Source organism: Mycobacterium colombiense (assembly GCF_001953985.1).
In the GTDB taxonomy this organism is placed as follows: Bacteria; Actinomycetota; Actinomycetes; order Mycobacteriales; family Mycobacteriaceae; genus Mycobacterium; species Mycobacterium colombiense_B.
In genome coordinates this window covers 143,858-168,568 of the sequence record NZ_MBEI01000053.1, presented here as the reverse complement: position 1 = coordinate 168,568, position 24,711 = coordinate 143,858, and the positions used below count along the sequence as shown (strand labels likewise).

Here is a 24,711-nt window from a genome sequence, read left to right as displayed (position 1 = left end):
CGCGTGATTCGACCACGCGCGACATGCTGGTGGCGGCGACGAGTCAGATCATGGTCGAGGAGGGCTACGCCGCCGCCACGTCGCGGCGGGTGGCCGCCAAGGCCGGCGTCAAACCGGCCCTGGTGCACTACTACTTCCCCACGATGGACGAGTTGTATCTGGCCGTCTTCCGCAGCGGCGCCGCCGTCTACCTGGAGCGTCAGCAGCAGGCACTGGCCTCCGACCGCCCGCTGCACGCCTTCTGGGACACGCTCACCGCGCCCAAGGACACCCGGCTGCTGCTGGAGTTCATGGGACTTGCCAACCACCGCAAGGAGATTCGGGCCGAGATCTCGGCGTGGTCGGAACGCTGGCGCGAACAGCAGATCACCGCGCTGAACTTCATCGTTCGCGAACACGAACTCGATACCGACGAATTCCCGCCCGCGGCGCTGGCGGTGGTGATCGCCTCCATCGGGCGCACCCTGATCCTCGAGCAGGGGCTCGGCACCCACGGTGGGCACGACGAGGCCGTCGCGCTGGTCAACCGCTTCCTGGACCGGTTCGAGATGCCCACCCCGAAGAAGCGCCGGGGCATGTGACGCGGCGGCTCAGGGCAGCACGACCCGCAGCCGCTCCCAGCCGCGCACGGTCGACGTCGACGCCAATTGCGCGGTGTCGTAATCGATGTCCCATTCGGGCCACCGGTTGAGCATCTCGTCCAGCGCGACGCGGCCCTCGAGGCGGGCCAGGTTCGCGCCAAGGCAGTAATGCACGCCCTTCCCGAAGGTGATGTGCGAGATGTTGTCGCGACGGATGTTGTAGGTGTCCGGATCGGCGTAGCGGCGGTGATCGCGGTTGGCGGCGCCGAACAGCAGCAGCATGGCGCTGCCGGCCGGAACCGTCGTGCCGTAGCACTCGAAATCCTTTGCCATCCAACGCGCGACGTGCGGGCCGGTGGGTTCGAAGCGCAACGTTTCGTCGATGGTACGGGTCAACAGTGACCGGTCCTCGTAGACCGCGCGGCGCTGGTCGGGGTGCTCGGCGAGCACCTTGGCCAGCCAGCCGATCAGCCGGCCGGTGGTCTCGTTGCCCGCCCCGGCGACCACCTGGGTGTAGTGCAGCACCTCTTTGCGGGTCAGCTTGCGGTGCACCCCGTTCTCGTCGTCGAATTCGACGTTGAGCAGCGTCGTCATCAGGTCGTCCGAGGGGTTCTTGGAGCGCCATTCGACGTAGTCGGCGTAGATCCTGCCGTCGGCGATGGAGTCGGCGTTGGCGACCTTCAACGGCGCGCCCGGCTTGGTGCGCAGGTTGGCGTCATTGGCGTCGCGCACCGAGATCTGCTCGGATTCCGGGATTCCCAACAGCATCCCGATCACACGCATCGGCATCATGGATGCCAGCTCGGCGATGATGTCGAATCCACCGGAACCGACCAGCGGGTCCAGGCAGCGTATGCAGTATTGCCGAATCTGGTCCTCGAGGGCGGCCATCCGGCGGGGGGTGAACACCCGCGACATCAGGCCGCGCAGCCTGGAGTGCTCCGGCGGGTCCTGGAACATCATGACGCCGCCGGGCATGTCGAATTTCGACTGGACGAGCTCGAGGATGTCGCTTCGCCGGTTGGAGAAGGCCTCCCAGTTGGCCAGTCCGTGCTCGACGTCGGAATGCCTTGACAGGGCCCAGAAATCGTAGCGTTCGTTATAGTAGATCGGCGCCTCTTCGCGCAGCCGCGCGTAGATCGGGTAGGGGTTGGCATTGATGTTGACGTCGTAGGGATCGTAGTAGACGTCGGTGTCGTTGGTGACGGTCATCGATGCTTTCCTTACTTCAGGCAGCTGCCGGCATCCACCGGCAGCGCCACGCCGGTGATGTATCGCGCTTCGTCGGAGGCCAGGAACAACACGGCATTGCTGATGTCCTGGGCGGTGACCCACGGAATCGGCAGCGTGTGGAAGGTTTGGCAGATCGGCGCGAGGTCGTCGGGCCCCGGGTTCTCCAGATCGGGGCGGAAGGCATGAAAGGTGCCCTCGTTGATCAGCAGCGGCGTGTTCACATGGGTCGGCAGCACGGCATTGACCCGGATCATCTTGTGCCCCAATTCAACTGCGAACGCCCGCATCAGCCCGATCACCCCGTGCTTGGCCGACGTGTAGTGGCCGGTGTGCAAGTAGGCCTTCTTACCCGCGACCGACGAGGTCAAGATGATCGAACCGCCGCGGTCCCCGGCCAGCATGTGCGGGACACCGGCTTTGACCGACTTCCACACCCCGGTGAGGTTTACGTCGATCATCTCCTGCCACAGCGCCTCGTCGGTCTTGTGCAGCTTGCCGGTCATCGTGCCAATGCCCGCATTGGCGACGATGACATCTAGCCGGCCCAGCTGTTCGACGCCGCTGTCGACCGCCGCCTTCAACGCGTCGTACTCACGCACGTCCACTTCGGCGGTCACGACGCGGGCTCCGGCGTCCTTGATCATGCCCGCGGTGATGTCGAGGTCTTCCGGCGTGGCGGCGGGGGCGGGCGACCCTTCGAATCCACGGCAGATGTCGACCGCGATGATGTCGGCACCCTCCTGCGCGAGCCGGACGGCGTGACTTCTGCCCTGCCCCCGTGCCGCACCGGTCACGAACGCGACCTTGTCATCCATCCGACCCATATGTCCTCCACCCATCGACTTTGGGCGATCGCCCAAAAGTGTGGCGCAGGCCATGTTTAGCAGCATCCCGACGAGTCCGTCAAGACCACAGGGCGGCCTCGATCAGCGTCGCCGCGGCGGCGCGGGCATGGACGACGGGCGCGGTGTCATTCAGCGACGTGGCCATCGCGGTGGCACCCTCGAACAGCACGGCCAGCTGCTGGCCGAGCAGATGCGGATCGGCGGCACCGGCCTCGCGGGCGACGGCGATGAGGCGGTCGGTGAAATCCCGCTTGTGGGTCCGCACGATCTCGTCGGTCGTGGCGAGCGATCCGGCCGACTCCACGGCGGCGTTGTGAAAGGGGCAGCCGCGCACGACGTCTGATTGGCGCAGATCGAAGATGGCCAGCAGACGCTCGCGGGCGGGAAGCGCGACGTCGTCGAGGCGCTTCTCGGTGGGCGCTCCGCCGCGGGACTCGATGTTGCGCAGGTAGTTGTCGACGAGTTCGTTCTTGCTGGCGAAGTGCTGATACAGCGTTCGCTTGGAGACGCCGGCCTCGTGCGCGATGAGTTCGACGCCGGTCGCGTGGATGCCATTGCGGTAGAAGAGCCGGGCCGCCGCGCGCTCGATGCGTTCGCGCGCGCCGCGGCCGGCGGCCGGACGCGGCTGCGCTGTGGCTGCGCTCATGTCGCGATAGTACACCGTTCGGTTTACAAGAGTGCCGCTTATTGCTAGCTTGGCCCTATAGAAGTAAACCGATCAGTTTTTCCGAAGGGGACGGGATGGTCCACCCGCAGGACATTCGCGCTGACCAAGCCGCTATCGAGGGCTGGGGTGACAAGGAGTCACGGCTGATCACCTGGCACGACCCGATCACCACCCAGTCCACCGCCGCGGCGATGTCCGGCCTCGCCTACTGGCGCGCCGTAGGCGACGGCCAGTTGCCGCCACCGCCGATCGGTGAGCTCATCCAGATGCGCGTCACCGAAGTCGCGAGCGGTCGCATCACGTTCACCTGCACGCCCGACGGGTCCATGTACAACCCGCTGGGAACGGTTCATGGCGGCACGGTGTGCACCCTGCTGGACACCGTCACCGGCTGCGCGCTGCACACCACGCTCGCCGAGGGCGTCGGCTACACGTCGGTGGAAATCAAGGTCAACTACCTGAAGGCCATCACCGTGGCCAGCGGTCCGCTGACCGCGGTGGGCACCGTCGTCAAGGCGGGATTGCGGATCGGGTTCACCGAAGCCAAGGCCACCGACGCCTCGGGAGCGCTCGTCGCGACCGCAACCAGCACGCTGTTGGTCTTCGACTTGCCCGGCCGGACACACAACGGCAACGGCACCCAGCGCCAAAGGGATTGAGCTGCCATGTCTTCCGTTCTCATCACCGGAGCCAACCGCGGCATCGGGCGCGCCATCGCCACCGAGTTCGCCGGCCGCGGCCGCCCGCCACGCGGCTTCCGACGAGGTGCCGTTCATTATGCGGGCGGCCGAGAGATGATGGTCCGGTGGCGAATGACAAAAGCGGCGACCGGGTCTCGCCCATCGTGACCGCCGATGAGGCCGTCGCCGCGATCGCCTCTCTTTAAGGAGACGTCACGTGGCCGCTCGGCTCCGTGAAGATTTGCGTCATGGGTGTGAAGGCTTCGTTAAGAACCAGGCAGGCCGCCCGCCGGGCCCGCACCGTGGAACCATGACATTCGCCGCCACCCGCGACGGCGCATTGCGCTGGACACAGGCGCCGCTGCGGGCCGCGCCCGCCGCGGCGTCGGTGCGGGTCACGGCCAGCTATGCGGTCATCCTGCTCGCCATCTACCTCATCCTCGCGGCGCTGGGCCCGCACGCGCACGAGGTCGCCGTAAGCCGGATGAGCACAAACGTTCACAACCTCGGGCGCGGCCATCTGGGCACCTTGATCGGGAGCGCATTCGTCAACGACGGCGGCGACCTGTTCTTCTGGCTGCCCGGGCTGGTCTGCCTGCTGGCTTTGGGTGAACTCATGTGGTGCGGCCGGGATCTGCTCGTCACCTTCGCCGTCGGCCACATCGGCGCCACGGTGATCGTCGCGGTCGGGCTGGTCGCCGCCATCGAGACGGGGATGCTGCCGGTCTCGGTCGCCCGCGCCAGTGACGTGGGGATCAGTTATGGCGCGGTGTGCGTGCTCGGCGCGTTCACGGCGGCGATCCCGGCGCGCTGGCGCGGGGTCTGGGCGGGCTGGTGGCTGGGAACCGCGGTGGTGGCGGCCGTGAGTGCTGACTTCACCGCCGTCGGTCACGTGGTGGCGTTGCTGCTCGGCATCGGATTGTCGTTCCGGATGCGGCCGGCCGCCATCTGGACACCGCTGCAGCAGGCCCTGCTCATGGTCGGTGTCACGTTCGGCTATCTGTTGCTCGCCGGGCCTTCGCTGATGGCGCCGGCCGGCGGCCTGGCCGGTGCGCTCATCGGACTGGCCACCGATCGCTGCCTAGTCAGAGGGCCCCGTGAGTGTGTCGACGTGGTAGCGGCTGGCGGTCCAGGGCGGTGAGTCGGCGGTGGGCGTCAGGGTGACGGTCACCTGCGCCTTGCCCGCGGTCACCGACTGCGGCACCAGGTAGGTGTCGTCCAGCCACCGGTGAAAGGTGTTGCTGCGCGGCTGTAGCCAGTTGCCCGTCGGTACGCCGTCGACGGCGACGTCCGCCGATTGAAATCCGGTTGCTTGATCCGAGGTGCGCCGCAGCAGGACGCCGTGGTTGTCCGGATCGAGCTGGACGTGAAAGGTGATCGCGCCCTGGGTGGTACGGACGGAGCCGGCCACGGGCAGGGTGTCCTGAGTGCCCTCGTATTCGCTGAGCAGCAGCTGATCGGTCGCGTCGGAGTCGGTGTAGCCGTGCAGGACTCGATTGACGGGATCGGCGGGGCTGACGTCGTCGCCGGCGGCGATGCAGGCGTCGGGCTGCGTGTAGAGGAATGCGGTTGAGCTGTAGTCGGGTTGGACCATATTCCTCTTCCCGTGCTCGATGCCGAATCGGATCCCGGAGTGATAGCCGATCGCGTCGGCCAGCATGATCCGGTACACGGCGACGCAGTAGTCGGCGCATCCGCCCGTGGCGGTGCGTTGATCGGGCTGGCCGTTGAGCGGGTCGCTGAAGTGGGTGCCGTTCTTGAAGTACCAGCCGCCCTCGTAGAGGTCCTCGGTGCCGGTGCCGTACCACTGCGGGGACGCGGCGCCGTCGGTGTAGACCCGCTCGGCGCCTTCCAGAAAGTACGGGGCGTCATCGCTGAACGCCGTTCTGGTTCGATAGCCGCGAATGGTGTGACTGACGCCGACGAATTTGCCGCGACCCTGTTCCTCGGCGAACACCCAATCCTGGCCCGCGGCAGTCGGTCCGGCGTGCGAGCGCGCGGTGAAGTAGCCGGCGCGGCCGCTGGTCAACGCGGGCGCCCATTGGGCGTCGGGTGTGGTGGCGACGTCGCTGACTATCCCCGTCACCGGGCCGGCACCCGCGTTGACGAGCGTGACACGGGCCGCCTGCGCGAAAGGCATTGGCCACCAATCACATAACACCAACGACCCATCTTGTTGGACGCTGGTGCCGAACATCAACGATCGCACGGGGTTCGCACCGAGGCCGGCGCCGAAGAACTCCCCGAGCGGCGAGTCGACCATGGTTCGGCCGTCGAACTCAACCTGCAGCCGCAATCCGTCCAGCTGTTCCGCAGCCGGTGCGGGCAGCTGCAGCCGCAGCTCCGAGATGCTGGCCGAGCCAGTCGATTCCGCGATCGTTTGCGCGGCGCCGGCGGCCAGGTCGCTGACCCGGGTGCTGTGCGCCGCACCGGCTGCCGCCGGTTTGGGGTCAACCACGCCGGCGGACTTGAGCGTGTCCAGCACATCGAGCGCGGGATCGGATGGTGAGAACGTATTCACCCCGTCGGCATCGGGCAACTGCCGATAGTCGACGTGGTAATACTCCAAATGCGATGTGACGCTGACCCGCATCGAGCGCCGGTAGGGCATCGGCACCTTGATGTAGACGCCGCCCGGCGATTGTGCGGCGTTGGCCACCAGCGGCCATACGAACGGCGCGCCCAATTTGCCGTCGACCAACGATTGCAGTGGTGCGTCTACAACGGCCTGCCCGTCCAGCTCGATGCGGATGTTCCCGAGCGCGCGGACATTGCCGCCATCGCGGGTCAGCCAGATCGAATCGATTTCACCGGCACCGTGATCCTCCGCGATGACGCAGCCGGCGCCCCCGGGTCCCAGGCACCCGCCACTGCCGTTGCGATTGCCGGTGGATATGTCGAAATCGCCGCCGCTGCGGTCAAAGCTCGATACCTGCAGCGTCTGCGAACCGGCGTTCAAATAGGGCAATCGGTCCAATCGGCGATAGGTATCCCAGCCGACCATTCGTGCGCCCGATTGGCTTGTGTCGGGTGCGGCCGGCTCCGCGCCGGCCACCCCGGCTCCGGGAATTACCAATAGCAGCAACGCGAATACCGTGGAACTAACCCGCGCCGCCACCGACATAGCCAATGAGCCTACTTTTGTCGGTCTCGGCGGCGGCTGATCCGGCCGCAAATCGCCAATCAAATAGCCAATCACGTACTCGCAGTTTAGGCAGACGCGAAATCCCGTACTGAAAGTTGGATTTGAGCCCGTTGGGCAAGCTCGTATCCCGTTTCGCGGCAACGCCTTTAAGGCCATCCGCATTCTCGCGAATGCGGGTAGGGCGGCCGCAAAGCGCCGTCTTCGCTATTCGACCAGGACAAACCGCGACGATCGCATTCAACTACCCGCCTTGCGGCGCAGTAGAACTCGATTTTCTCGGGAATTTACGCGCCCACGCCGTAGCGACGATTCGAATTCGCGCGCTCGTTACCCGTCTGCTTTCAGTCAGGTGACGTAATTAATCGAAAATTACTCATACCCATACTCATAAGAGAGCTGGCAGCGTAATATCTCTACTCTCGGGCGTCGGATTTCTCCTACGGACGGAGTGGTCATGTCTGGTCTGAAATACAAAGTTGTTCTTGGTCTTCTCCTCACCTTCACCGCCCTCACGGCTTCCGGCTGCACAACGCCGATAACAATCGACTGCGGACCTAACCTGACCTGCACAATGTAGGTCTGCCGGGCAACCGGCAGGGTCTCAGCTACTCGCACCCATTACTCGGTATGGCCCATATTCGGGCCTATTGAGTGCTCCCCTAATGACATTGGGTGCCAGTCCTCGCACGGCTAGATGCCGCGACGTGCCGGCGCAGCGGATGGTGCCGTGACCGCATCGGCCAGGGGCCTGGTGATCTGAAAGCAACTGGGCTTCAAGGCTTTTGCGGACCGCCGGTTGCGTTTCCGGTCACCTCTGGACACCACGCCGGCACTCGAAGCACGCGGGCGCGTGCGCACGTTCGGGCCGTGCGCACGCTCCACGCGAATTGCTTGCTGCCTTTGCACGGGTTAGCGGTAAACTAATCGCCTCAGCGCATCAATGCTGACAAGTGGTTGGCCCCGACACCTCGGTAGTTCGGGTGGGGGAATTCGTGTGGTTTGAATCCGGTTGGCAATTCCAAGCTTAACGCTGGCTCGGCATTTCCCACCGAGGCCTTGCGCCGCGCGGTTCCCCATGCCCGATGACCCGGATTGTCACTGTGACAAATCGCCTTAAGCCACTGCGGCGCAAGAGAATCACCCCCGGGGGTGCGTCGCAGGTGCTAACGTTGGGTCCTCACGTGGGCAGCGATCTACGCGAGAGGGTAAACGCGGGCCAATCGCCGGCCGCGGTTCCGATCCCGCGAGCACTCGATGACTTTCGGCTAGCCCTTGTCGCTTTTGAGATCTCGATCCCGGCTGGGCTGAACGCGTTTGGGTTCTCCCGGCATTTTCGGGTAATTCGGCGGATACGGCATATCCCCCAGCCCGCGCTCTTCGTCGGCCTCCGCCATTTCCAGTAGGGAAGCGATCGACTGGACCGCCTCATCCATTGCGGCCCAGGGGTCTTCTCGATCTCTGACCAGATCGGGCACGGTTGCCACGGTGTAGTCGTCCGGCTCGGCGTCGGCCAGCGCCTCCCACGTCAGCGGCATCGATACCGTCGCGATCGGTGTGCGCCGCACCGAATACGCCGACGCCATGGTGCGGTCCCGGGCATTCTGGTTGAAGTCGATGAAGATGCGCTCGCCGCGCTCTTCCTTCCACCAGGACGTGGTGACGAGATCGGGCGCACGGCGCTCGACCTCGCGGGCCAGGGCGATGCCGGCGCGGCGCACCTCGATGAAATCCCAGTCGCTGGCGATCCGCAGAAAGACGTGGATCCCGCGACCTCCCGAGGTCTTCGGATATCCGACCAGACCGAGCTCGTCGAGCAGCGGCCGCAGCACCTCGACCGCGACGGTGCGCGCCTGCTCGAACGCGACACCGGGCTGCGGGTCCAGATCGATGCGCAGTTCGTCGGGATGGTCGGTATCCGGACAGCGCACCTGCCACGGGTGCAAGGTGACGGTGCCCATCTGTGCCGCCCACACGACCGCCGCCGGATGAGTCACCTTCAGCGCGTCGGCCGTCCGCCCGGACGGAAACGTCACCTGGCACGTCTGCAGGTAGTCGGGATGGTGCTGCGGGATCCGCTTCTGGTAGATCTCCTCGCCGTCGATGCCGTCCGGGAAGCGCTGCAGGTGGGTGGGCCGGTCGCGCAGCGTGTCGAGCATCGGACCGCCCGCGACGGCGCGATAGTAGTCCACCAAATGTCGCTTGGTCCCCTTCGACCCCAGTTTGGGGAAATACACCTTGTCCGGATTGGTCAGGCGCACCGCGACGCCGTCGACGTCGAGCTCTTCTGCAGCAGCCATACCCTCGATTCCAGCACAATCAGGCTATGGACCTTCCTGTCATGCCGCCGGTGTCGCCGATGCTGGCGAAGTCGGTGCGCTCAATTCCCCCTGACGCGTCCTATGAGCCCAAGTGGGACGGCTTCAGGTCGATCTGTTTCCGCGACCACGATCAGGTCGAGCTGGGCAGCCGCAACGAACGGCCGATGACGCGCTATTTCCCCGATCTGGTCGCCGCGGTCAACGCCGAGCTGCCGGAGCGCTGCGTGATCGACGGCGAAATCGTCATCGCCACCGACCACGGACTGGATTTCGAGGCGCTGCAGCAACGCATTCACCCGGCCGACTCGCGGGTGCGGATGCTCGCCGAGGCTACGCCGGCGTCCTTCATCGCGTTCGACTTGCTCGCCCTCGGCGACGACGACTACACCCGACGACCCTTCAGCGAGCGGCGCGCCGCCCTGGTCGACGCCCTGGCGGGCTCGGGACCCTCGATCCATGTCACGCCGGCGACGACCGATCTGGGCACCGCGCAGCGCTGGTTCGACGAATTCGAGGGTGCCGGCCTCGACGGCGTCATTGCCAAGCCGCTCGCCATCACCTACCAGCCGGACAAGCGGATCATGTTCAAGATCAAGCACGAGCGGACCGCCGACTGTGTGGTCGCCGGCTATCGGGTGCACAAATCCGGTGCCGGCGCGATTGGTTCGCTGTTGTTGGGTCTGTATCAGGATGACGGCCAGCTCGCGTCGGTCGGCGTGATCGGCGCGTTTCCGATGGCCGAGCGGCGGCGGCTGTTCGACGAACTACAGCCCCTCGTCACAGATTTCGAGGATCATCCGTGGAATTGGGCCGCGCACGAAGCCGGCGAGCGGACTCCTCGTAAGAACGAGTTCTCGCGCTGGAACGCCGGTAAGGATCTGTCGTTCGTGCCGCTGCGGCCCGAACGTGTGGTCGAGGTCCGCTACGACCACATGGAAGGGCGGCGATTTCGTCATACCGCGCAGTTCAATCGCTGGCGTCCGGATCGCGAACCGCGCTCGTGCACGTATGAACAGCTCGAACAACCGGTGACGTTCAGCCTCGGCGAGATCGTGCCGGGACTCGGCCCGGGCTGAATTCGTTGATGCCCCAACCTGTTTGAGCTTGCGTCCGGTGCTGGTGATAGACCGGCGGTTGCAAGGTACCTAGTTGGTCGTCGGTGGTGGTTGCGGCTGGAAGGGCTCATACCACCACCAGTCGGCGCGCTCGCCGGTGGGCCCGGGACACGGTGGGACGGCGGGCGGGGGAAGGTTTGGCGGACGCGCGAGCGATCCAGCGCGCAGCCGCCGACCGGAGCTGTCGGTGACGATGAGATCGTCGGTGGGTCCGGCGATGGTGATAACGCCCCGGTGGTGCAAACGATGGTGATACGGGCACACCAACACCAGATTGGACAGCTCGGTCGGACCGCCGTCCTCCCAGTGCCGGATGTGATGGGCGTGCAGACCACGGGTGGCCCCACAACCCGGAACCGCGCACATGCGATGGCGGTGCTCGAGCGCGCGGCGAAGCCGCCGGTTGATCAGGCGGGTCGCTCGCCCGGCGCCGATGACCTCGCCGGCACGTTCGAACCAGACTTCACAGGTGGCATCACACGTGAGGTATCGCCGTTCGGCGTCGGTGAGCAGCGGACCCAGATGCAGGGCCGCCGCGCACCGCTCAACGTCGACGTGCACCACCACCGTGGTCTGCTGCCCGTGCGGGCGGCGGGCCGCCTCGGCGTCCCAGCCGGCCTCGACCAGGCGCATGAACGCCTCGCCAGTCCCCGGCAACGGCGGCGCCTGATCGCAGACGCGGTCGCCGTTGTCTCGATCGCGCTTCCACTCGGCGATCAGCGCATCACGATGAGACGCCAACGCCGCGTCGAACTTCGCCGCATCGGGGTGCGAAAGTTTGATCCGCCAACAGCTGCCCTCGTCGTCGGCGGTCTTGGTGATCGAGGCCTGCGGTTCAGGCCGATCCGACCGGGATTCGGGTTCGGGTCGCGGTTCCAGCTTGACCGCGGTGCGCAGCTGGTTAACCGTCGCGACCGCGGCGAGCTCTGCGTAATGCTCATCGGATCCCTCGCCCGCCCGCGCCGCAATCACCCCGACCTGGTCCAGCGACAGCCGACCCTCCCGCATGCCCGCCACGCAGCGGGGAAACTCCTCCAGCCTGTGTGCCACCGTCGCGATCGTGGCGGCGGTATTCGCCGACGAACCCATCTTCCAGGCCACCAACGCCGGCACCGACCGGGCACCGGTAACACCCCACAACTCGTCGCGCTCCACCTCGGCGACGATCTCCACAATGCGCCCATCAATCGCATTGCGCTGACCGTTCAACTCCGCCAACTCTTCGAACAACACCTCAAGGCGCTCGGCAGGGCTCACCGCCGCGGGAGGCGATGCGGTGGACGACATAACGACATCATCGCAGCGGGGTACGACAAATCACGGCCGCCCAAACCGCGCCGTGGAGTGACCGTCATACAACTGCGAAGAGGTGCTCGACCGCGCGATCCATGTCAGGAAGACCAACGGCGGGTTCCCGGCTCAGTCGATGTGCGTCGGTGGGTCGGCGAAGGTGAAATCCGAGGGCTGCTGGTTGGGGCCCATCAGACCGCAGTGGTTGTCGGGCACGAGGTAGGAACTGGCGCCATTGGGGACCAGGCGGGTGACCGCGACGCAACGTTGCCAGGTGCCGTCGGGTTGGACGGGCCCGTCGCACTTGCTGAGAACGGGTCCCCCGTACTGGCAGCCGGCGCCGGCCGGCGGCGCTGAGGCGATCAGCCCTGCGGCCGTCAGCAGGGCAGCCGATCCACCAACGATGCCGCGCTTCATGGTTGCCTCCCGTCACGACGCTACCGCTTGAGTAAGCGGTTTTGGCCGTTTAGCACCCGACGCGAGCGGGCACGCGACCGGCATGTCAGTCACAACGTTTCAAGATCTGCCGCTGGCCGATCGTGACCGCAAGTGGGACGGCGACGGCGCCGAAAAGCGGGTGCGCAAGTGGGCCGATGCACAGGACGGTCCGAACCAGAAATACCGCGACGCGCACGTCTGGTACGACAGCGACAAAAAGGACAACTTCACGGCCTACAAGCTGCTGATCGCCGACGTCATCGACGGCGACCTCAAAGCCGTGCCGCGCGGAGTGATGGCGGCCGGCGCGATCATGGACGGCGCGCGCGGTGGCATCGACGTGCCCGCGTCCGATGTCGATCGGATCAAGAGCCACCTGGCGAAGTACTACAAGAAGATGGACGAGAGGCCGCCCTGGGAACGGGACTAGACCGTGACCATGAGCTGCGACAGCCCGCGCAGCGTGACATTGGTCTTGTACTGGGGCTCACTGTCCAGCCGGGCGTTCGGAAAACGCGCCGTCACCGCGGACAGAGCCACGCCGGCCTCCAGCCGGGCCAGCGGGGCGCCCAGGCAGTAATGCGCACCCCGACCGAATCCTAAGTGCCGCAGCGCTTTCCGATCCGGGTCGAAGACGTCGGGGCGGTCGTATTCGGCGGGATCGCGCTGGGCGGCGGCGGTCAGCAGCATCATGATGTCGCCCGCGGGCACGTCGATGCCCCCAATTGCCATGTCGTCGCCTGCGGTTCGGGCGATCATCTGCACCGGCGGGTCGTAGCGCAGCGTCTCCTCGATGACCGCCGGGGCACGGTTGGCGTCGGCGCCGAGCGCGGCCCATTGCGACGGCTGGCGCAGCATCGCCAGGACCGCGTTGCCGATCAGGTTCACCGTGGTCTCGTGACCGGCGACCAACAACAGGACGCAGGTGGAGACGATCTCCTCCGCGGTCAGCTGGTCGCCCGACTCTTCCACGGCGATCAGCCCGGACATCAGATCGTCACCGGGCCGCGAGCGTCGCCGGTCGATCAGGCCATGTAGGTACGCGCGCAACCACATTCCGGCGTCCATCCGCTCTTTCAGGTTGTCCGACGGTGTTCCGGTGAAGGCGACGAAGGGGTCCAGGGATTGCGCCAGCAGCGCGGAGACCCGGCTGAATTGCGGCTCGTCCTCGATCGGTACGCCGAGCAGCCGGCAGATGACCGCCACCGGCAGTGGGTAGGCGAGGTCCTCGACGACTTCGAACCGTCCCCGTTCGGCGATCCGGTCGAGCAACCCGTCGATCAGCGCGGTGATGTCGGGTTGCAGCGCGTTCACCACCTTCGGCGCGAACGCCTTGCTGACCAATTTGCGCAGCCGGGTGTGGTCCGGCGGGTCCTGGAACAGGAATCCCGGCGGGGTTTGCGGCGGCGCCTCGGCACCGGCCTCGATGAGCTGCTGGGTCTGCGCCTCGATCTGCGCGCGGGCGGCCGTCGACTTGAGCCGGTCGTTGCTCGACGACGGGTGGCGCAGAACTTCGTCGCAGTCGCGGTAGGTCGAGAACACCGCGAGGTTGCCCTCCGGCAACGCGAATGATCCGCCTTCGCGAAATTGCGCGAACAGCGGGTAGGGGTCGGCACGGACCGCCGGGTCCAACAGGCGCACCAACAGCTCGTCGGGTTTTGTGGACTCGGTCGGCGCTGTCGTCATGCTGACATTGTGCCCGCCGCCCGGCAGCGCCCCACTCAGCGGCGCAGGAACTCCACGATGTGGCCGGCCAGTTCCGCTCCGGCGTCCTCCTGCAAGAAATGGCCGGCACCGCGGATCACCGGGTGGTCGATACCCTGTGCGCCGCGCATCTCACGCTGGAAGATGGCGGCCATCGGTCCGGTGATCGGGTCGCCGTCACTGAAGGCGACCAGCATCGGTGTCGGGCTCACCGACAGCCTGGTCCAGGCGGTCTTGTTGGCCGCCGCGGCGGGATCCTCCGGTGTCGTGGGGACCAGGCCGGGCATGGCGCGCGGCCCGGCGCAGTATTCGTCGGTGGGGAACGGCGCGTCGTAGCCCGCGCGGTCCTCCTCGCTCATCGGCCGGCGACAACCGCCCTGCACGAACGCGCCGATGTCCAGCGTCGGCGCCGACGTGATGGCTTCGCGGAAGCGCCACCAGACGTCGGCCATGGGCTGCTCGCCGTTCGGCAGCCCGGTGTTGGCGACGACCACCCGCGCGAACCGCTCGGGATGCTCTGCGGCAAGCCGTAATCCGATCAGGCCGCCCCAGTCCTGACCGACCAGGGTGACGTTGCGGAGGTCGAGCACATCGAAGGCCACCGCACGCATCCACTCGACGTGGCGCGCGTAGCTGTGGTCTTCGAGGCGGGTGGGCTTGTCCGAACGGCCGAACCCGACCAGGTCGGGGCAGATGACCCGATGACCGGCGGCGGCCAGTACCGGAATCATCTTGCGGTACAGATACGACCACGACGGCTCGCCGTGCAGCATGAGAATCGGATCGGCGCCTTCCGGGCCGTCCTCGACCCAGGCCACGCGCAGTGTGCCGCCTTCATCGTCGGATACTTCGCCATACCTTGGGGCGTAACGAAAGCCGGGGACGCCGTCGAATCGGTCGTCGGGTGTTCGCAGCGTTCGCATGTCACGTCCCTTCGGATAGTCCGGCCAGGCCCGGATCCGCCATCAGGCGATCGAGAAAGCCGAGCTGTCCCTTCAGCAATTTGATGCGCGCGGTCGCCACGGCGAACCAGCCCACCCGATCGACCTCGGGAAACTCCCGCAGCTTGCCCGATCCTTTCGGCCACTCCAATTCAAAAGTGTTGCTGCGCGCGTCGGTGATGTCGAGGTCGCCGTGCACGGCGAAGGCGCTCACCACCTTGCCACCGGATTGCTTCAGCTGACCCAGGTCTATTCGCGGGCCGGCCGGCACCGCCAGCGCGAGCTCCTCGGCGAACTCACGCTGCGCGGCGGCCCAGGGATCCTCCCCGTCGGTGTACTCGCCCTTCGGTATCGACCACGCGCCGTCGTCTTTGCGGGCCCAGAACGGCCCACCCGGATGCGCGATCAATACCTCGACGACGCCGTCGCAGGTCCGGTACAACATCACGCCAGCGCTGAGTTTGGCCATCGAGTTTTATTCTCCCACAGCGCGTTCCAGATCCTTGAGCGAGGACTCCAGGTGCGCGAGCAGGCGTTGCAGATGCGGGACGCTGCGCCGGCACCCCACCAGACCGAAGTCCAGATTGCCGGCGTTGTTGGCCAGGGTGATGTTCAGCGCCTGGCCGTCCAGCGCGATGGACAGCGGGTAGTTGCCGTCGAGCCGGGCGCCGCCGTAGTAGATCGGCTGCGTCGGTCCCGGCACGTTCGAAATGATGATGTTGAACGGGGGTGACGTCGACGCGACCCAGCCCGGGACCGCCGCCAACGCCAACGCTGACGTATTGACGGCCGACAGCGCCAGCGCCTGTAACCGTGGCAACTGCGAGAAGACCTTCTTGTTGCTGCGCATCGACTCGCTGATGGTCAGCAGTCGCTGCGCGGGATCGTCGGCGTCGGTCGCGAGATTGCACAGGATGGCCCCGACCAGGTTGCCACCGGCGTCGGCCTCCTCCTCGGTGCGCAGACTCACCGGGACCATCGCGATCAGCGGCGTGTCCGGCAGCGCGTCGTGCTCGAGCAGGTAATAGCGCAGGGCGCCTGAACACATCGCCAGCACGACGTCGTTCACCGTGACCCCCGCGGCCCGCTTGACGCCTTTGATGCGGTCCAGTGACCAGGACTGCGCGGCGCAGCGTCGGGCGCCGCCGATCTTGACGTTCAACATGGTCTTCGGCGCCCCGAAGGGCAGGGTCAGTTGCTGCTCGAACAGCGCCGCACGCGCCAGCCCTATTGTCGAGGGGGCAAGCGCGGCAAGGGATCCCGCGGTGCGGGCCAACGAGCTCAGTGGAGAAGACGGGCCGGATCGGCGCTGGGGTTTGCGCAGGCTCCACGGGGCACGGATCTCGACGTCGTCGGGGTCGGTGGTCAGCGCGCGCTGCATCAGTTTCTGCGCGGAGACACCGTCGATCAGCGCGTGGTGCACCTTGGTGTAGATGGCGAACCGGCCGTCTTTGAGGCCTTCGACGATGTGGGTCTCCCACAAGGGGCGGTGGCGATCCAGCAGGCTGCTGTGCCATCGCGATGTGAGCTCGAGCAATTCGCGGACCCGTTTGGGCGACGGCAGCGCCGACCGCCGGACGTGATAGTCGATGTCGACGTCGTTGTCGTAAGTCCAGCCCAGGTTTGCGATTCCGCCGACGAAGCTCGCGGGATGCTTGCGAAACGTGGGCTGGAAATCCGGCTCGGCGGCCAGGGTTTTGTAGAGGTCACGAACGAAGCCGCGCCCGGCGCCCGGCGGCGGCTCGAACAACTGCAAGCCTCCGACGTGCATGGGATGTTCGCGAGATTCTCCCAGCAGGAAGATCGCGTCGGTGGGCTTTATCAGTTCCATCCAACTATTAGACCCATTTCGGCCTGATCCGGAAAGCCATAGCGTGATCGGACCGGCGCCGGGCCCGCCTCGGCGGCGGTCACGCGGGCCGGCCGAGCCAGGCGGGCGGCGTCAGGTCACTCGGATGCCATCGACCATGTCGAGGTCGCGATCAAATCGCCGCGGTCCAGCCCGCCGGCGCGATGTTCGTGCACCTTGGCGTACTCCGGGGTCGTCACCATGTCGATGAAGGCCTGGGGGTTTGGGTACTCGACGACGAGAATCGCGTCCCACCAAGGTCGTTCGCCGTCGCCGATCACCACGGACGGCGCTCCCCCGGCATAGCGCAGGGTGGCGCCGACGCGTTGAAGGTGCGGAGCCACCTCCCGGCCGTACTGCAGATAGCTCTCCACGCCGCCCTCGGGTTTGAACTTCAACAGGTTGACCATCACCACCGGCGCGTCAGCCGGTCGCGCCGCGAGCGCGGCGAACTGCTCGGGCGTCGGTTCCAAGCCGGCCATGTGAATCTCCTTGCGTTGGTTTTGTTCTAGCAGCGGCCCGGGGCGCTACAGCAGATCGGTGATGGTCTTCAATCCCGCGTCGTAGAGCACGCCGGGCAGCATCCCACCGTCGCATTCGATGGTGGTGCCGTTGACGAAGTCGGCCTGTCCGCCGGCCAGGAAAACGCAGACCCGCCCGACTTCGGCGGGCTCACCCGCGCGGCGCAAGGGCACGGCGGCGAAATACTTTGCGCCATCGGGGTCGTCCTTGGGCAGCACGAAGGACCGGAAGTTCTCGGTCATCGTCGGGCCCAACGCCACACAGTTGACCCGCACCTTCGGTCCCCACTCTTCGGCCAGCGACCGGGTGAGGTGGTTGAGGCCGCTCTTGGCCGCCCCGTAGGAGACCAGGGTTGGCGATCCCGCCGGATGTCCGGCGCCGCTGGAGATGTTGATGATGCAGCCGACACCGTCCTGGGTCCGCATCTGCCGATAGGCACGGATCGCGAACCACAGCGGGCTGATGAGATTCATCTGCACGGCGAACGCGTGGAACAGGGCGGTGCGCGCGTAGTCGTCATCGTCGGCGGGCGCGCCCTGAATGCGTTGCACCAGTTCGGGAATGCTCTCGGCATGCGGCGCCGGGACGGTGCCACCGGCATTGTTCACCAGGATGTCGACCCGCCCGTGGGTGGCCACGACGTCCGCGACGAACGCGTCGATCGAGCGGTAGTCACCCTGATCGCACACCTGCTGGGAAGCGCGGTCCGCCCAGTCCGGTTCGATGCCGGGGATGCCGTCGAGCGGTGAGCGCGAGCAGCCGATCACGGTCGCTCCGGCGCGCAGCAGTTCGTGGGCGATGCCCACGCCCACGCCGCGGCTGGTGCCGGTGACGATCGCGATCTTGCCGTCGAGGACGCTCATCAACAGACCCTCTCACCGAATGGTCGATTATTGACAGTCACTGTCAGCAAGTCATAGCCTGCCATTTCATTCGCCAATGTGTAAAGGCCGCGCGCCCTCCGGGAGGTCAATGATGAGTAGCCCGTCCAAGCTTCGTGTCGTCCAGTGGGCCACCGGGGGCGTGGGGAAAGCGGCGATCGCCTGCGCCATCAACCACCCGCAGCTGGAGCTGGTGGGGTGCTGGGTGCACAGCGCGGACAAGGACGGCGTCGACGTCGGCAAGATCATCGGGACCCAGGAGCTCGGTGTCAAGGCCACCACCAGCATCGACGAGATACTGGCGTTGGACGCCGACTGCGTGATGTATAGCCCGCTGATACCCAATGACGACGAGGTGATCGCGATCCTGCGGTCCGGGAAGAACGTGGTCACCCCGGTCGGCTGGGTGTACCCCGACCCGGGCAACAAGCGTCACCGAGCCGTCGCCGAGGCGGCAACGGAAGGTGGTGTGACGCTGCATGGTTCGGGCATCCACCCCGGCGGCATCACCGAGCGGTTCCCGCTGATGGTGTCCTCGCTGTCGTCGGCGATCACGCATGTGCGGGCCGAGGAGTTCTCCGACATCCGCACCTACAACGCCCCGGACGTGGTGCGTCACATCATGGGATTCGGCGGCACCCCCGAGGAAGCGACGCAAGGCCCGATGGCCGGACTGCTCGACGCGGGCTTCAAGCAGTCGGTCCGGATGATCGCCGATCACATGGGATTTCGCATCGATCCCAACATCAGGACCATCCAGGACGTCGCCGTGGCGACCGCCGATATCGACTACGAGCCCTTCCCGATCACGTCCGGCACCGTGGCCGCGCGCCGGTTCCGGTGGCAGGCGCTGGTTGACGGCGAGCCGGTCATCACCGCGGCCGTCAACTGGCTGATGGGCGAGGAGAATCTGGATCCGGCCTGGAATTTCGGCGAGCGGGGCGAACGCTTCGAGGTGGAGATCACCGGCGATCCCGATGTGAGCCTCACCTTCAAGGGGCTGCAACCGGAGACGATCGCGGAAGGCTTGGTGAAGAACCCGGGCGTCGTCGTCACCGCCAACCACTGCGTCAACGCCATTCCCGACGTCTGCGCCGCCGAGCCGGGCATCAAGACCTACCTCGACTTGCCGTTGTTCGCCGGGCGCCCGGCCCCGAATCTTTCGACGGGCAAGCGGTGACGGACAAGAGCGTCCTCGGCGACGTGTCGTTCTGCCACCTCGTCGTCGGCGTGACCGACATGGACCGTGCCCTGGCGTTCTACCGCGATGTGCTGGGCATGGAGATCGTCTTCGAAACCCTCATCTCCGGAGAGCCTTTCGACGCGGCATTGCACTCGAACCGCAAGCAGGAGGGCCGGGTGGTCGGCGGGCTGCTCGGCGGGTTGATGATCGAGCTGCTGTCGATCGGCGCCGACCCACCCCGACAGAAGCAGCGCCGCGGCATCACAGGCATCCACAACGTGTCGCTGTCGGTGACCGATCTCGACGACACCCACCGCCGCATCATCGACGCCGGCTACACCCCCGACCAAGCTCCCTTCGAGATCGGCGGCGTCCGAATGTTTTTCATCAAGGACCCGGACGGGACACCGGTCGAGTTCATCGAACTGCCCGACGGGGCGCGAAGCACCTACGAAATGCACCGCGGAGTACAGCTGCAGATGGGACCCGTCAGATGACGTACAGCCACCCCGATTCGATGCGTGGGCACGTCGCGATCGTCACCGGCGCCGCCCAGGGCGTCGGTAAGGGCGTCGCCACCGCGTTGCTCGAACGCGGTGCCGAGGTGCTGCTGGTCGACATCCAGGCAGAGGCCCTAGGCCGCACGGCCACCGAGCTCAAGGCGATCGGGCGGGCGGAACAACTCGTCGCCGATCTGCGGGACCCGGACAGCGCACAGCGGATCGCGGCCGCCGCGGTCGACGCCTTCGGCACCGTGCACGGCCTGGTCAACAACGCCATCGCCACCAACGAGCCCAAGGCGTTCGTCGACATCACCATCGAAGACCTGGCCCTGGGCTACGACGTGGGTCCCCGCGCGACTTTCCTGCTGATGCAGGCCGTGCACCCATTGATGGTCGAGGCCGGTGGTGGGTCGATCGTGAACCTCGGTTCGGGGACGGGCACCGGCGGCGAGCCCAAGTGGGGCGGCTATGCCGCCGCCAAGGAAGGCATCCGCGGGTTGTCGAAGGTGGCCGCCCTGGAATGGGGCCGCGACAACATTCGCGTCAATGTCATCTGCCCCTTCGCCGAATCCGACGGAGTCAAGTTCTGGAAGTCGTTCGCGCCCAAGGAGTACGACAAGGCCGTCGGCCGAGTGCCGATGAAGCGCATCGGCGACGTCCGCACCGACGTGGGCGCGCTGGTGGCGTTCCTGCTCAGCAGTGACGCCACCTTCATCACCGGCCAGACCATCCATGTCGACGGCGGGATCGGCTGCTTCCGATGACCGGCGAGTCGCTCCGCGACCGGCAACGCGCACAGATCCGGGCCGATATCCGGCGTGCGGCGTTCCGCCTGTTCGTCGAGCGCGGGTACGACGCGGTGACCACCGAGGAAATCGCCACGGCCGCCGGCGTCTCCCCGCGCACGTTCTTCCGGCACGTGCCGGCGAAAGAAGAGCTCCTCCTCGCACCCGTGCGCTACGGCGGCGCCGCGATCGTCAATCTCCTCGAGGGGCGACCGGCCGACGAGTCGCCCGATGTCGCGCTGATCAACGCCATCATCACGCGGACTCGCTCATTCGAGCAGGCCGACACCGAAGAATGGCGCGAGGCCCTGCTGGTGGTTCCCGACCTGCTCGACAAAGTCACGGTGCACCGGCCGGCCGACAAGGAGCGCGCGACCAAGCTCATCGCCGAGCGGATGGGCGTCGATCCGGATGCCGATCTCCGTCCGGGCCTGCTGGTTCAACTCGCCTTCGCGGCGGCCGATTTCGCCTTTCAGCAATGGGTGCGACAGTCCGGAAAGCCGCGGCCGCTGGACCGATACGTCACCGATGCGCTGGACGCGGTCAAGAGTCCGCACTGGAAACGGACGTGAGCCGGTTTCAGTCCCGTTGCGTGGCTTCGGGATTGGCGATCCGGATGGGCTCCCCGTGCAGGAAGGCCGCCACCGATTCCACCGTGTCGGAGTAGAAGGCACCCAGCATTTCGCGCGTGACGTACCCCAGGTGGGGAGTCAGGGTCACGTTCGGAAGCAGCCGCAGCCGGTGGTCTTTCGGCAGCGGCTCGGTGTCATAGACGTCCAGCCCGGCCCCGGCGATGCGGCGGCTTTCCAGCGCCGCCATCAAGGCCGCCGCCTCGACGATCGGGCCCCTGGAGGTGTTGATCAGGTAGGCGTGTGGCTTCATCAGTGCCAGCTCGGCCGCACCGACCAGTCCCCGGGTGCGCTCCGAGAGCACCAGATGAATGGAGACCACGTCGGATGATTCGAACAGTGTGGCCTTCTCGACCCGGCGGGCGCCCACGCTCCCGGCGGCCTGCTCGGTCAGGTTCTGGCTCCACGCAATGACTTCCATGCCGAATGCGGTGGCGTATTCGGCCATGCGCCGGCCGACCCTGCCCAGACCGAGCAGCCCGATTGTCTTGCCGGACAGGGTCATACCCACGCTGCTCTGCCATCCGCCGTCCCGCATGTTTCGATGCTCGTCGGCCAGATTGCGCACCGTCGCGATCATCAGTCCCCAGGCGAGTTCCGGCGTGGCATCGCGCATGGACCTGAACCGGGGATGGGCGAAATCCGAATGCGCCACCAGAATCCCGTGTTCGGTGGCTGCGGCCATGTCGAGGTTCGGCAGGCTCCTGCCGACGATGGTGATCAGCTTCAGGTCGGGCAGCCGCTCGATCAGGGTGCGCGGAAAGGCCATCCGCTCTCGCAGGGTGCACACCACATCAAACGGCCGCAGCGCATCGGCCGCCTCGTCCTCGGCAAGGTGCCGGTCGAAAACGGTTACCTCGGCCTGGTTTTGTACATGCGACCAGTCGGCAACCTGTAAGGCCACGCCCGCGTAGTCATCGAGAATCGCTACCTTGGGCATGCCGACTCCGCGATCCGGTGCATGGCTCACTGGACCATTACGTTGCGGGTGCCGTCAAGACCGTGACGACGTCGCGCAGCGGCTGCGGCGCCGGTTTCGTCCTCGGCGCGGATTCAGCCGCCTGGCCAGCGGCATTGTTCACCTAACGAAAAGTGGGCACTGTGTACTCATGGGCGTTTTGGTGATCGGTCAGATCGCGCGCGACCTGGTGCTGCGCACCGACGGGCCACCGACGGCGGGCGAATCAGTCACGATCTTGCAGCGCAACGAGTTGCTCGGCGGCAAGGGCGCCAACCAGGCCGTCGGTCTGTCGCAGCTGGGAGTGCCGGTCGCGCTCATCGGCGTCGTGGGTGACGACCATGCCGGCGCATCGGTGCTGCAGCAGGCGCGCCGCGACGGCATCGACGTCGACGGCGTCACGCGGCGCGGCACAACGGCGCTTCTGATCGATGTCGTGGGCCGGCCGCCCGAACGCATGCTCTTGGAAGATGTTCCGGAAAGTTCGCTGGTTCGCCTCGCCGACCTCGATCGGTCGGCCTCCCTGTTCGACGACGCCGACACCGTGTCTATTCAGCTGCAACAGCCGGCCGCCACAGCTTTGGCCGCCGCGCAGCGCGCGCGGCAACTCAGACGGCGGGTGGTCGCCGACGGCGTCCCGGACCCGTCGACTCGGGCAGACCTCCTCGGGGCGGTCGACGTACTACGCGCCGATGCCACCGAAGCGTCGCTGATCGCGGACCGGGAGATCACCACGGTGGAGCAGGCTCGCGAGTTGGCCGACCACCTGCTGTCCTGCGGTCCGGAACTGGTCGCGATCGCTGTTCCCGATGTGGGTGATCTTGTGGCTTGGCGGGGCGGCACTGAAATTTTCGAATTCGCCGACGTGGACGTGGTGGATCCGACCGGAGCGGGTGACGCATTCGTGGCCGGGCTGATTGCCGCCCTGCGCGATGGCGCCGCACCGCGGGACGCCGGCCGGCTGGCATCCTCGGCCGCCAGCGCCACGGTGCAGCGCCTCGGCGGGCGGCCCGACCTGACCGCGCTCAGGTCGTAATCGCCGGTGGATACGGCAGATCCGTGCTGCTGTGCGGATCGACGTATACCGGGCGGCCGAGGTATGGGAAGGCGCGTTGCGGGCAGGCGGGCCGGTCGCAGATCTTGCAGCCGGCGCCGATCGGCACGATCGATTCGGTGTTGGTCGGATCGATGCCGACGGAGTAGATGAGTTTGCCGGCATGGGCGATGTCGCAGCCCAGCCCGATGGCGAAGCTCTTGTCCGGCCCGAGGTAGCGGCTCGGGTCAGTCGTGGTGGTCCGGGCGATCCAGAAGTAGGTGCGCTCGTCGGGCATCTGCGCGACCTGCGTCAGGAACTGGCCGGGCCGCGAAAACGCGTGATGCACCACCCACAGCGGGCAGTTTCCGCCGACGCGGGAAAAGTGAAACGCCGTGGCGGACTGGCGTTTAGAGATGTTCCCCGCGCTGTCGGTGCGGACGAAGATGAACGGGATGCCGCGGGCGTTTGGGCGTTGCAGGGTGGACAGCCGGTGGCAGATGGTTTCGAACCCTACCTCGAATCGCCTTGCCAGTTGGTCGATGTCGTAGCGGACACCCTCGGCGGCATCCAGGAATCTCAAGTAGGGCAACAGCAGGGCGCCGGCAAAATAGTTGGCCAGGCCGATGCGGGCGACGCCGCGCGCATCGTCGCTGAGCTGATCGTCGCCGGCGATGATCCCGGTGATCAACCTGTCCTGGGTCAGCAGGGCGATCTGGGTGGCAAGCTGAAAGGCACGCTGGCCGGGATGAAGCCACCGTGCCAGATAAAGGGTCTTGGAATCGGGCGCAAACAGCCGTTTGGAGTTGGGATCCAGCGCCTGGCCGTCGTCGATCACCACCGTGACGTCGAGTTTGTCGGCGAGCAACTGCGCCAGCTGGCCGTCGAGACCGCCGACGCGCAACCGGTTCTCGTTGAACAAGTCTTCGGCAGCGACGTCCAGTTCGCCGATGTAGTTCTTGCGGTCGTAGAAGAAGTCCCGGACCTCTTCGAAAGGCATTGGCTGCTGGGACATTCCCGACGTGTCGACGTTGGCGCGACTGTGCAGCGCTTCGAGGTCGGCGGTGGTGTCGTGCAGCCGGCGGTGCAGATTGACCAGTGTCTGGCCGATCGCCGGCATCCGGGCGACGAGCTCCTGGACTTGCGCGGCCGTGGCGGACGTGTCGACCAGGACTTCGCGCAGGTCCGACACCAGGCGGGCGTCGGATTCCGGTGCGAAATAGTGCGTCGGCAAGTCGAACCGCTCGGCGAGGGTGAGCAGCACCGGCACCGTGATCGGGCGCTGATCGTTTTCCAGCTGGTTGACGTAGCTGGTCGACAGTCCCAGGACGCGCGCCAGCGCCACCTGGGTCAGCCCCTGCTCCTCGCGTAATCGCCGTAGCCGTGCTCCGGCGAACGTCTTCGCCACCCA

Annotated in this window: 26 protein-coding genes; 10 read left to right on the top strand and 16 right to left on the bottom strand. The window is 66.4% G+C overall.

The annotated features are described in order from the left end of the window. Positions 1 to 23: 23 nt before the first annotated feature. Positions 24 to 581, top strand: coding sequence for a TetR/AcrR family transcriptional regulator (locus tag A5732_RS15230; protein WP_076102660.1), 558 nt, complete (start codon positions 24 to 26; stop codon positions 579 to 581). Between the two features lie 9 nt (positions 582 to 590). Here the strand turns inward: A5732_RS15230 and A5732_RS15225 are convergent, their stop codons facing one another. The 3 genes from A5732_RS15225 to A5732_RS15215 all read right to left on the bottom strand — a co-directional run bounded on the left by A5732_RS15225 (position 591) and on the right by A5732_RS15215 (position 3,305). Next, positions 591 to 1,793 carry a cytochrome P450 gene (locus A5732_RS15225; protein ID WP_076102659.1) on the bottom strand — a complete coding sequence of 401 codons (1,203 nt, stop codon included), beginning with the start codon at positions 1,791 to 1,793 and terminating at the stop codon, positions 591 to 593. An 11-nt stretch (positions 1,794 to 1,804) separates the two neighbouring features. Beyond that, positions 1,805 to 2,638, bottom strand: a complete 834-nt coding sequence (locus tag A5732_RS15220; RefSeq protein ID WP_139334771.1) for a mycofactocin-coupled SDR family oxidoreductase — start codon at positions 2,636 to 2,638, stop codon at positions 1,805 to 1,807. Between the two features lie 79 nt (positions 2,639 to 2,717). Further along, positions 2,718 to 3,305, bottom strand: a complete 588-nt coding sequence (locus tag A5732_RS15215) for a TetR/AcrR family transcriptional regulator (protein ID WP_076102684.1) — start codon at positions 3,303 to 3,305, stop codon at positions 2,718 to 2,720. Positions 3,306 to 3,400: 95 nt separating this feature from the next. Between A5732_RS15215 and A5732_RS15210 the strand changes: the two genes are divergently transcribed. Together A5732_RS15210 and A5732_RS15200 are read left to right on the top strand one after the other, a co-directional pair. After that, positions 3,401 to 3,985, top strand: a complete 585-nt coding sequence (locus A5732_RS15210) for a PaaI family thioesterase (RefSeq protein ID WP_076102658.1) — start codon at positions 3,401 to 3,403, stop codon at positions 3,983 to 3,985. 331 nt (positions 3,986 to 4,316) lie between these two features. Next, positions 4,317 to 5,147 (top strand): rhomboid-like protein, encoded by an 831-nt coding sequence (locus A5732_RS15200; RefSeq protein ID WP_076102656.1) that lies wholly within the window; start codon positions 4,317 to 4,319, stop codon positions 5,145 to 5,147. Here A5732_RS15200 and A5732_RS15195 read toward each other — a convergent pair. The 3 genes from A5732_RS15195 to ligD all read right to left on the bottom strand — a co-directional run bounded on the left by A5732_RS15195 (position 5,088) and on the right by ligD (position 9,448). Then, positions 5,088 to 7,130, bottom strand: a complete 2,043-nt coding sequence (locus A5732_RS15195) for a glycoside hydrolase family 172 protein (protein WP_076102655.1) — start codon at positions 7,128 to 7,130, stop codon at positions 5,088 to 5,090. The two genes, A5732_RS15200 and A5732_RS15195, sit on opposite strands and share 60 nt — an antisense overlap. After that, positions 7,108 to 7,392 (bottom strand): hypothetical protein, encoded by a 285-nt coding sequence (locus A5732_RS27350; protein ID WP_171975024.1) that lies wholly within the window; start codon positions 7,390 to 7,392, stop codon positions 7,108 to 7,110. The genes A5732_RS15195 and A5732_RS27350 overlap by 23 nt, the downstream gene beginning before the upstream one ends. Positions 7,393 to 8,416: 1,024 nt before the next feature. Further along, a complete protein-coding gene (gene ligD / locus A5732_RS15190) occupies positions 8,417 to 9,448 on the bottom strand; it encodes a non-homologous end-joining DNA ligase (RefSeq protein WP_076055812.1) in 1,032 nt (343 codons plus the stop codon). A gap of 26 nt (positions 9,449 to 9,474) precedes the next feature. Between ligD and A5732_RS15185 the strand changes: the two genes are divergently transcribed. Further along, complete coding sequence (locus A5732_RS15185) at positions 9,475 to 10,545, top strand: ATP-dependent DNA ligase (RefSeq protein ID WP_076102654.1); 1,071 nt, start codon at positions 9,475 to 9,477, stop codon at positions 10,543 to 10,545. A gap of 69 nt (positions 10,546 to 10,614) precedes the next feature. Here the strand turns inward: A5732_RS15185 and A5732_RS15180 are convergent, their stop codons facing one another. Both A5732_RS15180 and A5732_RS15175 read right to left on the bottom strand, forming a co-directional pair. Next, a complete protein-coding gene (locus tag A5732_RS15180; RefSeq protein ID WP_076102653.1) occupies positions 10,615 to 11,871 on the bottom strand; it encodes an HNH endonuclease signature motif containing protein in 1,257 nt (418 codons plus the stop codon). Between the two features lie 132 nt (positions 11,872 to 12,003). Then, positions 12,004 to 12,291 carry a CDGP domain-containing protein gene (locus A5732_RS15175; protein WP_076102652.1) on the bottom strand — a complete coding sequence of 96 codons (288 nt, stop codon included), beginning with the start codon at positions 12,289 to 12,291 and terminating at the stop codon, positions 12,004 to 12,006. An 82-nt stretch (positions 12,292 to 12,373) separates the two neighbouring features. Here A5732_RS15175 and A5732_RS15170 point away from each other — a divergent pair, with 82 nt between their 5' ends. Continuing rightward, complete coding sequence (locus A5732_RS15170; RefSeq protein ID WP_076102651.1) at positions 12,374 to 12,742, top strand: hypothetical protein; 369 nt, start codon at positions 12,374 to 12,376, stop codon at positions 12,740 to 12,742. Here A5732_RS15170 and A5732_RS15165 read toward each other — a convergent pair. The 6 genes from A5732_RS15165 to A5732_RS15140 all read right to left on the bottom strand — a co-directional run bounded on the left by A5732_RS15165 (position 12,739) and on the right by A5732_RS15140 (position 18,191). Next, on the bottom strand, positions 12,739 to 13,998 hold the full coding sequence (locus A5732_RS15165; RefSeq protein WP_076055804.1) for a cytochrome P450: 1,260 nt from the start codon (positions 13,996 to 13,998) through the stop codon (positions 12,739 to 12,741). The genes A5732_RS15170 and A5732_RS15165 overlap by 4 nt on opposite strands. Positions 13,999 to 14,033: 35 nt before the next feature. Beyond that, positions 14,034 to 14,939, bottom strand: a complete 906-nt coding sequence (locus A5732_RS15160; protein WP_076055802.1) for a haloalkane dehalogenase — start codon at positions 14,937 to 14,939, stop codon at positions 14,034 to 14,036. 1 nt (position 14,940) lies between these two features. After that, entirely contained in the window at positions 14,941 to 15,426 is a 486-nt protein-coding gene (locus A5732_RS15155) for an NUDIX domain-containing protein (RefSeq protein WP_076055800.1), read from the bottom strand. A gap of 6 nt (positions 15,427 to 15,432) precedes the next feature. After that, positions 15,433 to 16,788: a WS/DGAT/MGAT family O-acyltransferase gene (locus A5732_RS15150; protein WP_076102650.1), complete on the bottom strand. Its 1,356-nt coding sequence runs from the start codon at positions 16,786 to 16,788 to the stop codon at positions 15,433 to 15,435. A 116-nt stretch (positions 16,789 to 16,904) separates the two neighbouring features. Further along, positions 16,905 to 17,288 carry a DUF1330 domain-containing protein gene (locus A5732_RS15145; protein WP_076055796.1) on the bottom strand — a complete coding sequence of 128 codons (384 nt, stop codon included), beginning with the start codon at positions 17,286 to 17,288 and terminating at the stop codon, positions 16,905 to 16,907. A 45-nt stretch (positions 17,289 to 17,333) separates the two neighbouring features. Continuing rightward, positions 17,334 to 18,191: an SDR family oxidoreductase gene (locus A5732_RS15140; RefSeq protein WP_064953878.1), complete on the bottom strand. Its 858-nt coding sequence runs from the start codon at positions 18,189 to 18,191 to the stop codon at positions 17,334 to 17,336. Positions 18,192 to 18,303: 112 nt separating this feature from the next. Between A5732_RS15140 and A5732_RS15135 the strand changes: the two genes are divergently transcribed. From A5732_RS15135 to A5732_RS15120, 4 genes are read left to right on the top strand one after another with little or no spacing between them, the layout of a single operon-like run. After that, the gene (locus A5732_RS15135) at positions 18,304 to 19,389 is read left to right on the top strand and encodes an NAD(P)H-dependent amine dehydrogenase family protein (RefSeq protein WP_076102683.1); all 1,086 of its coding nucleotides are present in this window, start codon (positions 18,304 to 18,306) and stop codon (positions 19,387 to 19,389) included. Beyond that, entirely contained in the window at positions 19,386 to 19,889 is a 504-nt protein-coding gene (locus tag A5732_RS15130) for a VOC family protein (protein WP_076102649.1), read from the top strand. Before A5732_RS15135 ends, A5732_RS15130 begins: the two co-directional genes overlap by 4 nt. Beyond that, the gene (locus tag A5732_RS15125) at positions 19,886 to 20,659 is read left to right on the top strand and encodes an SDR family NAD(P)-dependent oxidoreductase (protein WP_076102648.1); all 774 of its coding nucleotides are present in this window, start codon (positions 19,886 to 19,888) and stop codon (positions 20,657 to 20,659) included. The genes A5732_RS15130 and A5732_RS15125 overlap by 4 nt, the downstream gene beginning before the upstream one ends. Next, positions 20,656 to 21,252: a TetR/AcrR family transcriptional regulator gene (locus A5732_RS15120; RefSeq protein ID WP_076102647.1), complete on the top strand. Its 597-nt coding sequence runs from the start codon at positions 20,656 to 20,658 to the stop codon at positions 21,250 to 21,252. The genes A5732_RS15125 and A5732_RS15120 overlap by 4 nt, the downstream gene beginning before the upstream one ends. 7 nt (positions 21,253 to 21,259) lie before the next feature. Here A5732_RS15120 and A5732_RS15115 read toward each other — a convergent pair whose 3' ends face one another. Further along, positions 21,260 to 22,249 carry a D-2-hydroxyacid dehydrogenase family protein gene (locus A5732_RS15115; RefSeq protein ID WP_076102646.1) on the bottom strand — a complete coding sequence of 330 codons (990 nt, stop codon included), beginning with the start codon at positions 22,247 to 22,249 and terminating at the stop codon, positions 21,260 to 21,262. Between the two features lie 169 nt (positions 22,250 to 22,418). On the opposite strand from A5732_RS15115, the gene A5732_RS15110 reads away from it, so the two are divergent. Beyond that, positions 22,419 to 23,303: a ribokinase gene (locus A5732_RS15110; protein ID WP_076055788.1), complete on the top strand. Its 885-nt coding sequence runs from the start codon at positions 22,419 to 22,421 to the stop codon at positions 23,301 to 23,303. Here the strand turns inward: A5732_RS15110 and A5732_RS15105 are convergent. Further along, complete coding sequence (locus tag A5732_RS15105; RefSeq protein ID WP_076102645.1) at positions 23,293 to 24,708, bottom strand: short-chain fatty acyl-CoA regulator family protein; 1,416 nt, start codon at positions 24,706 to 24,708, stop codon at positions 23,293 to 23,295. The genes A5732_RS15110 and A5732_RS15105 overlap by 11 nt on opposite strands. Positions 24,709 to 24,711 lie beyond the last annotated feature (3 nt).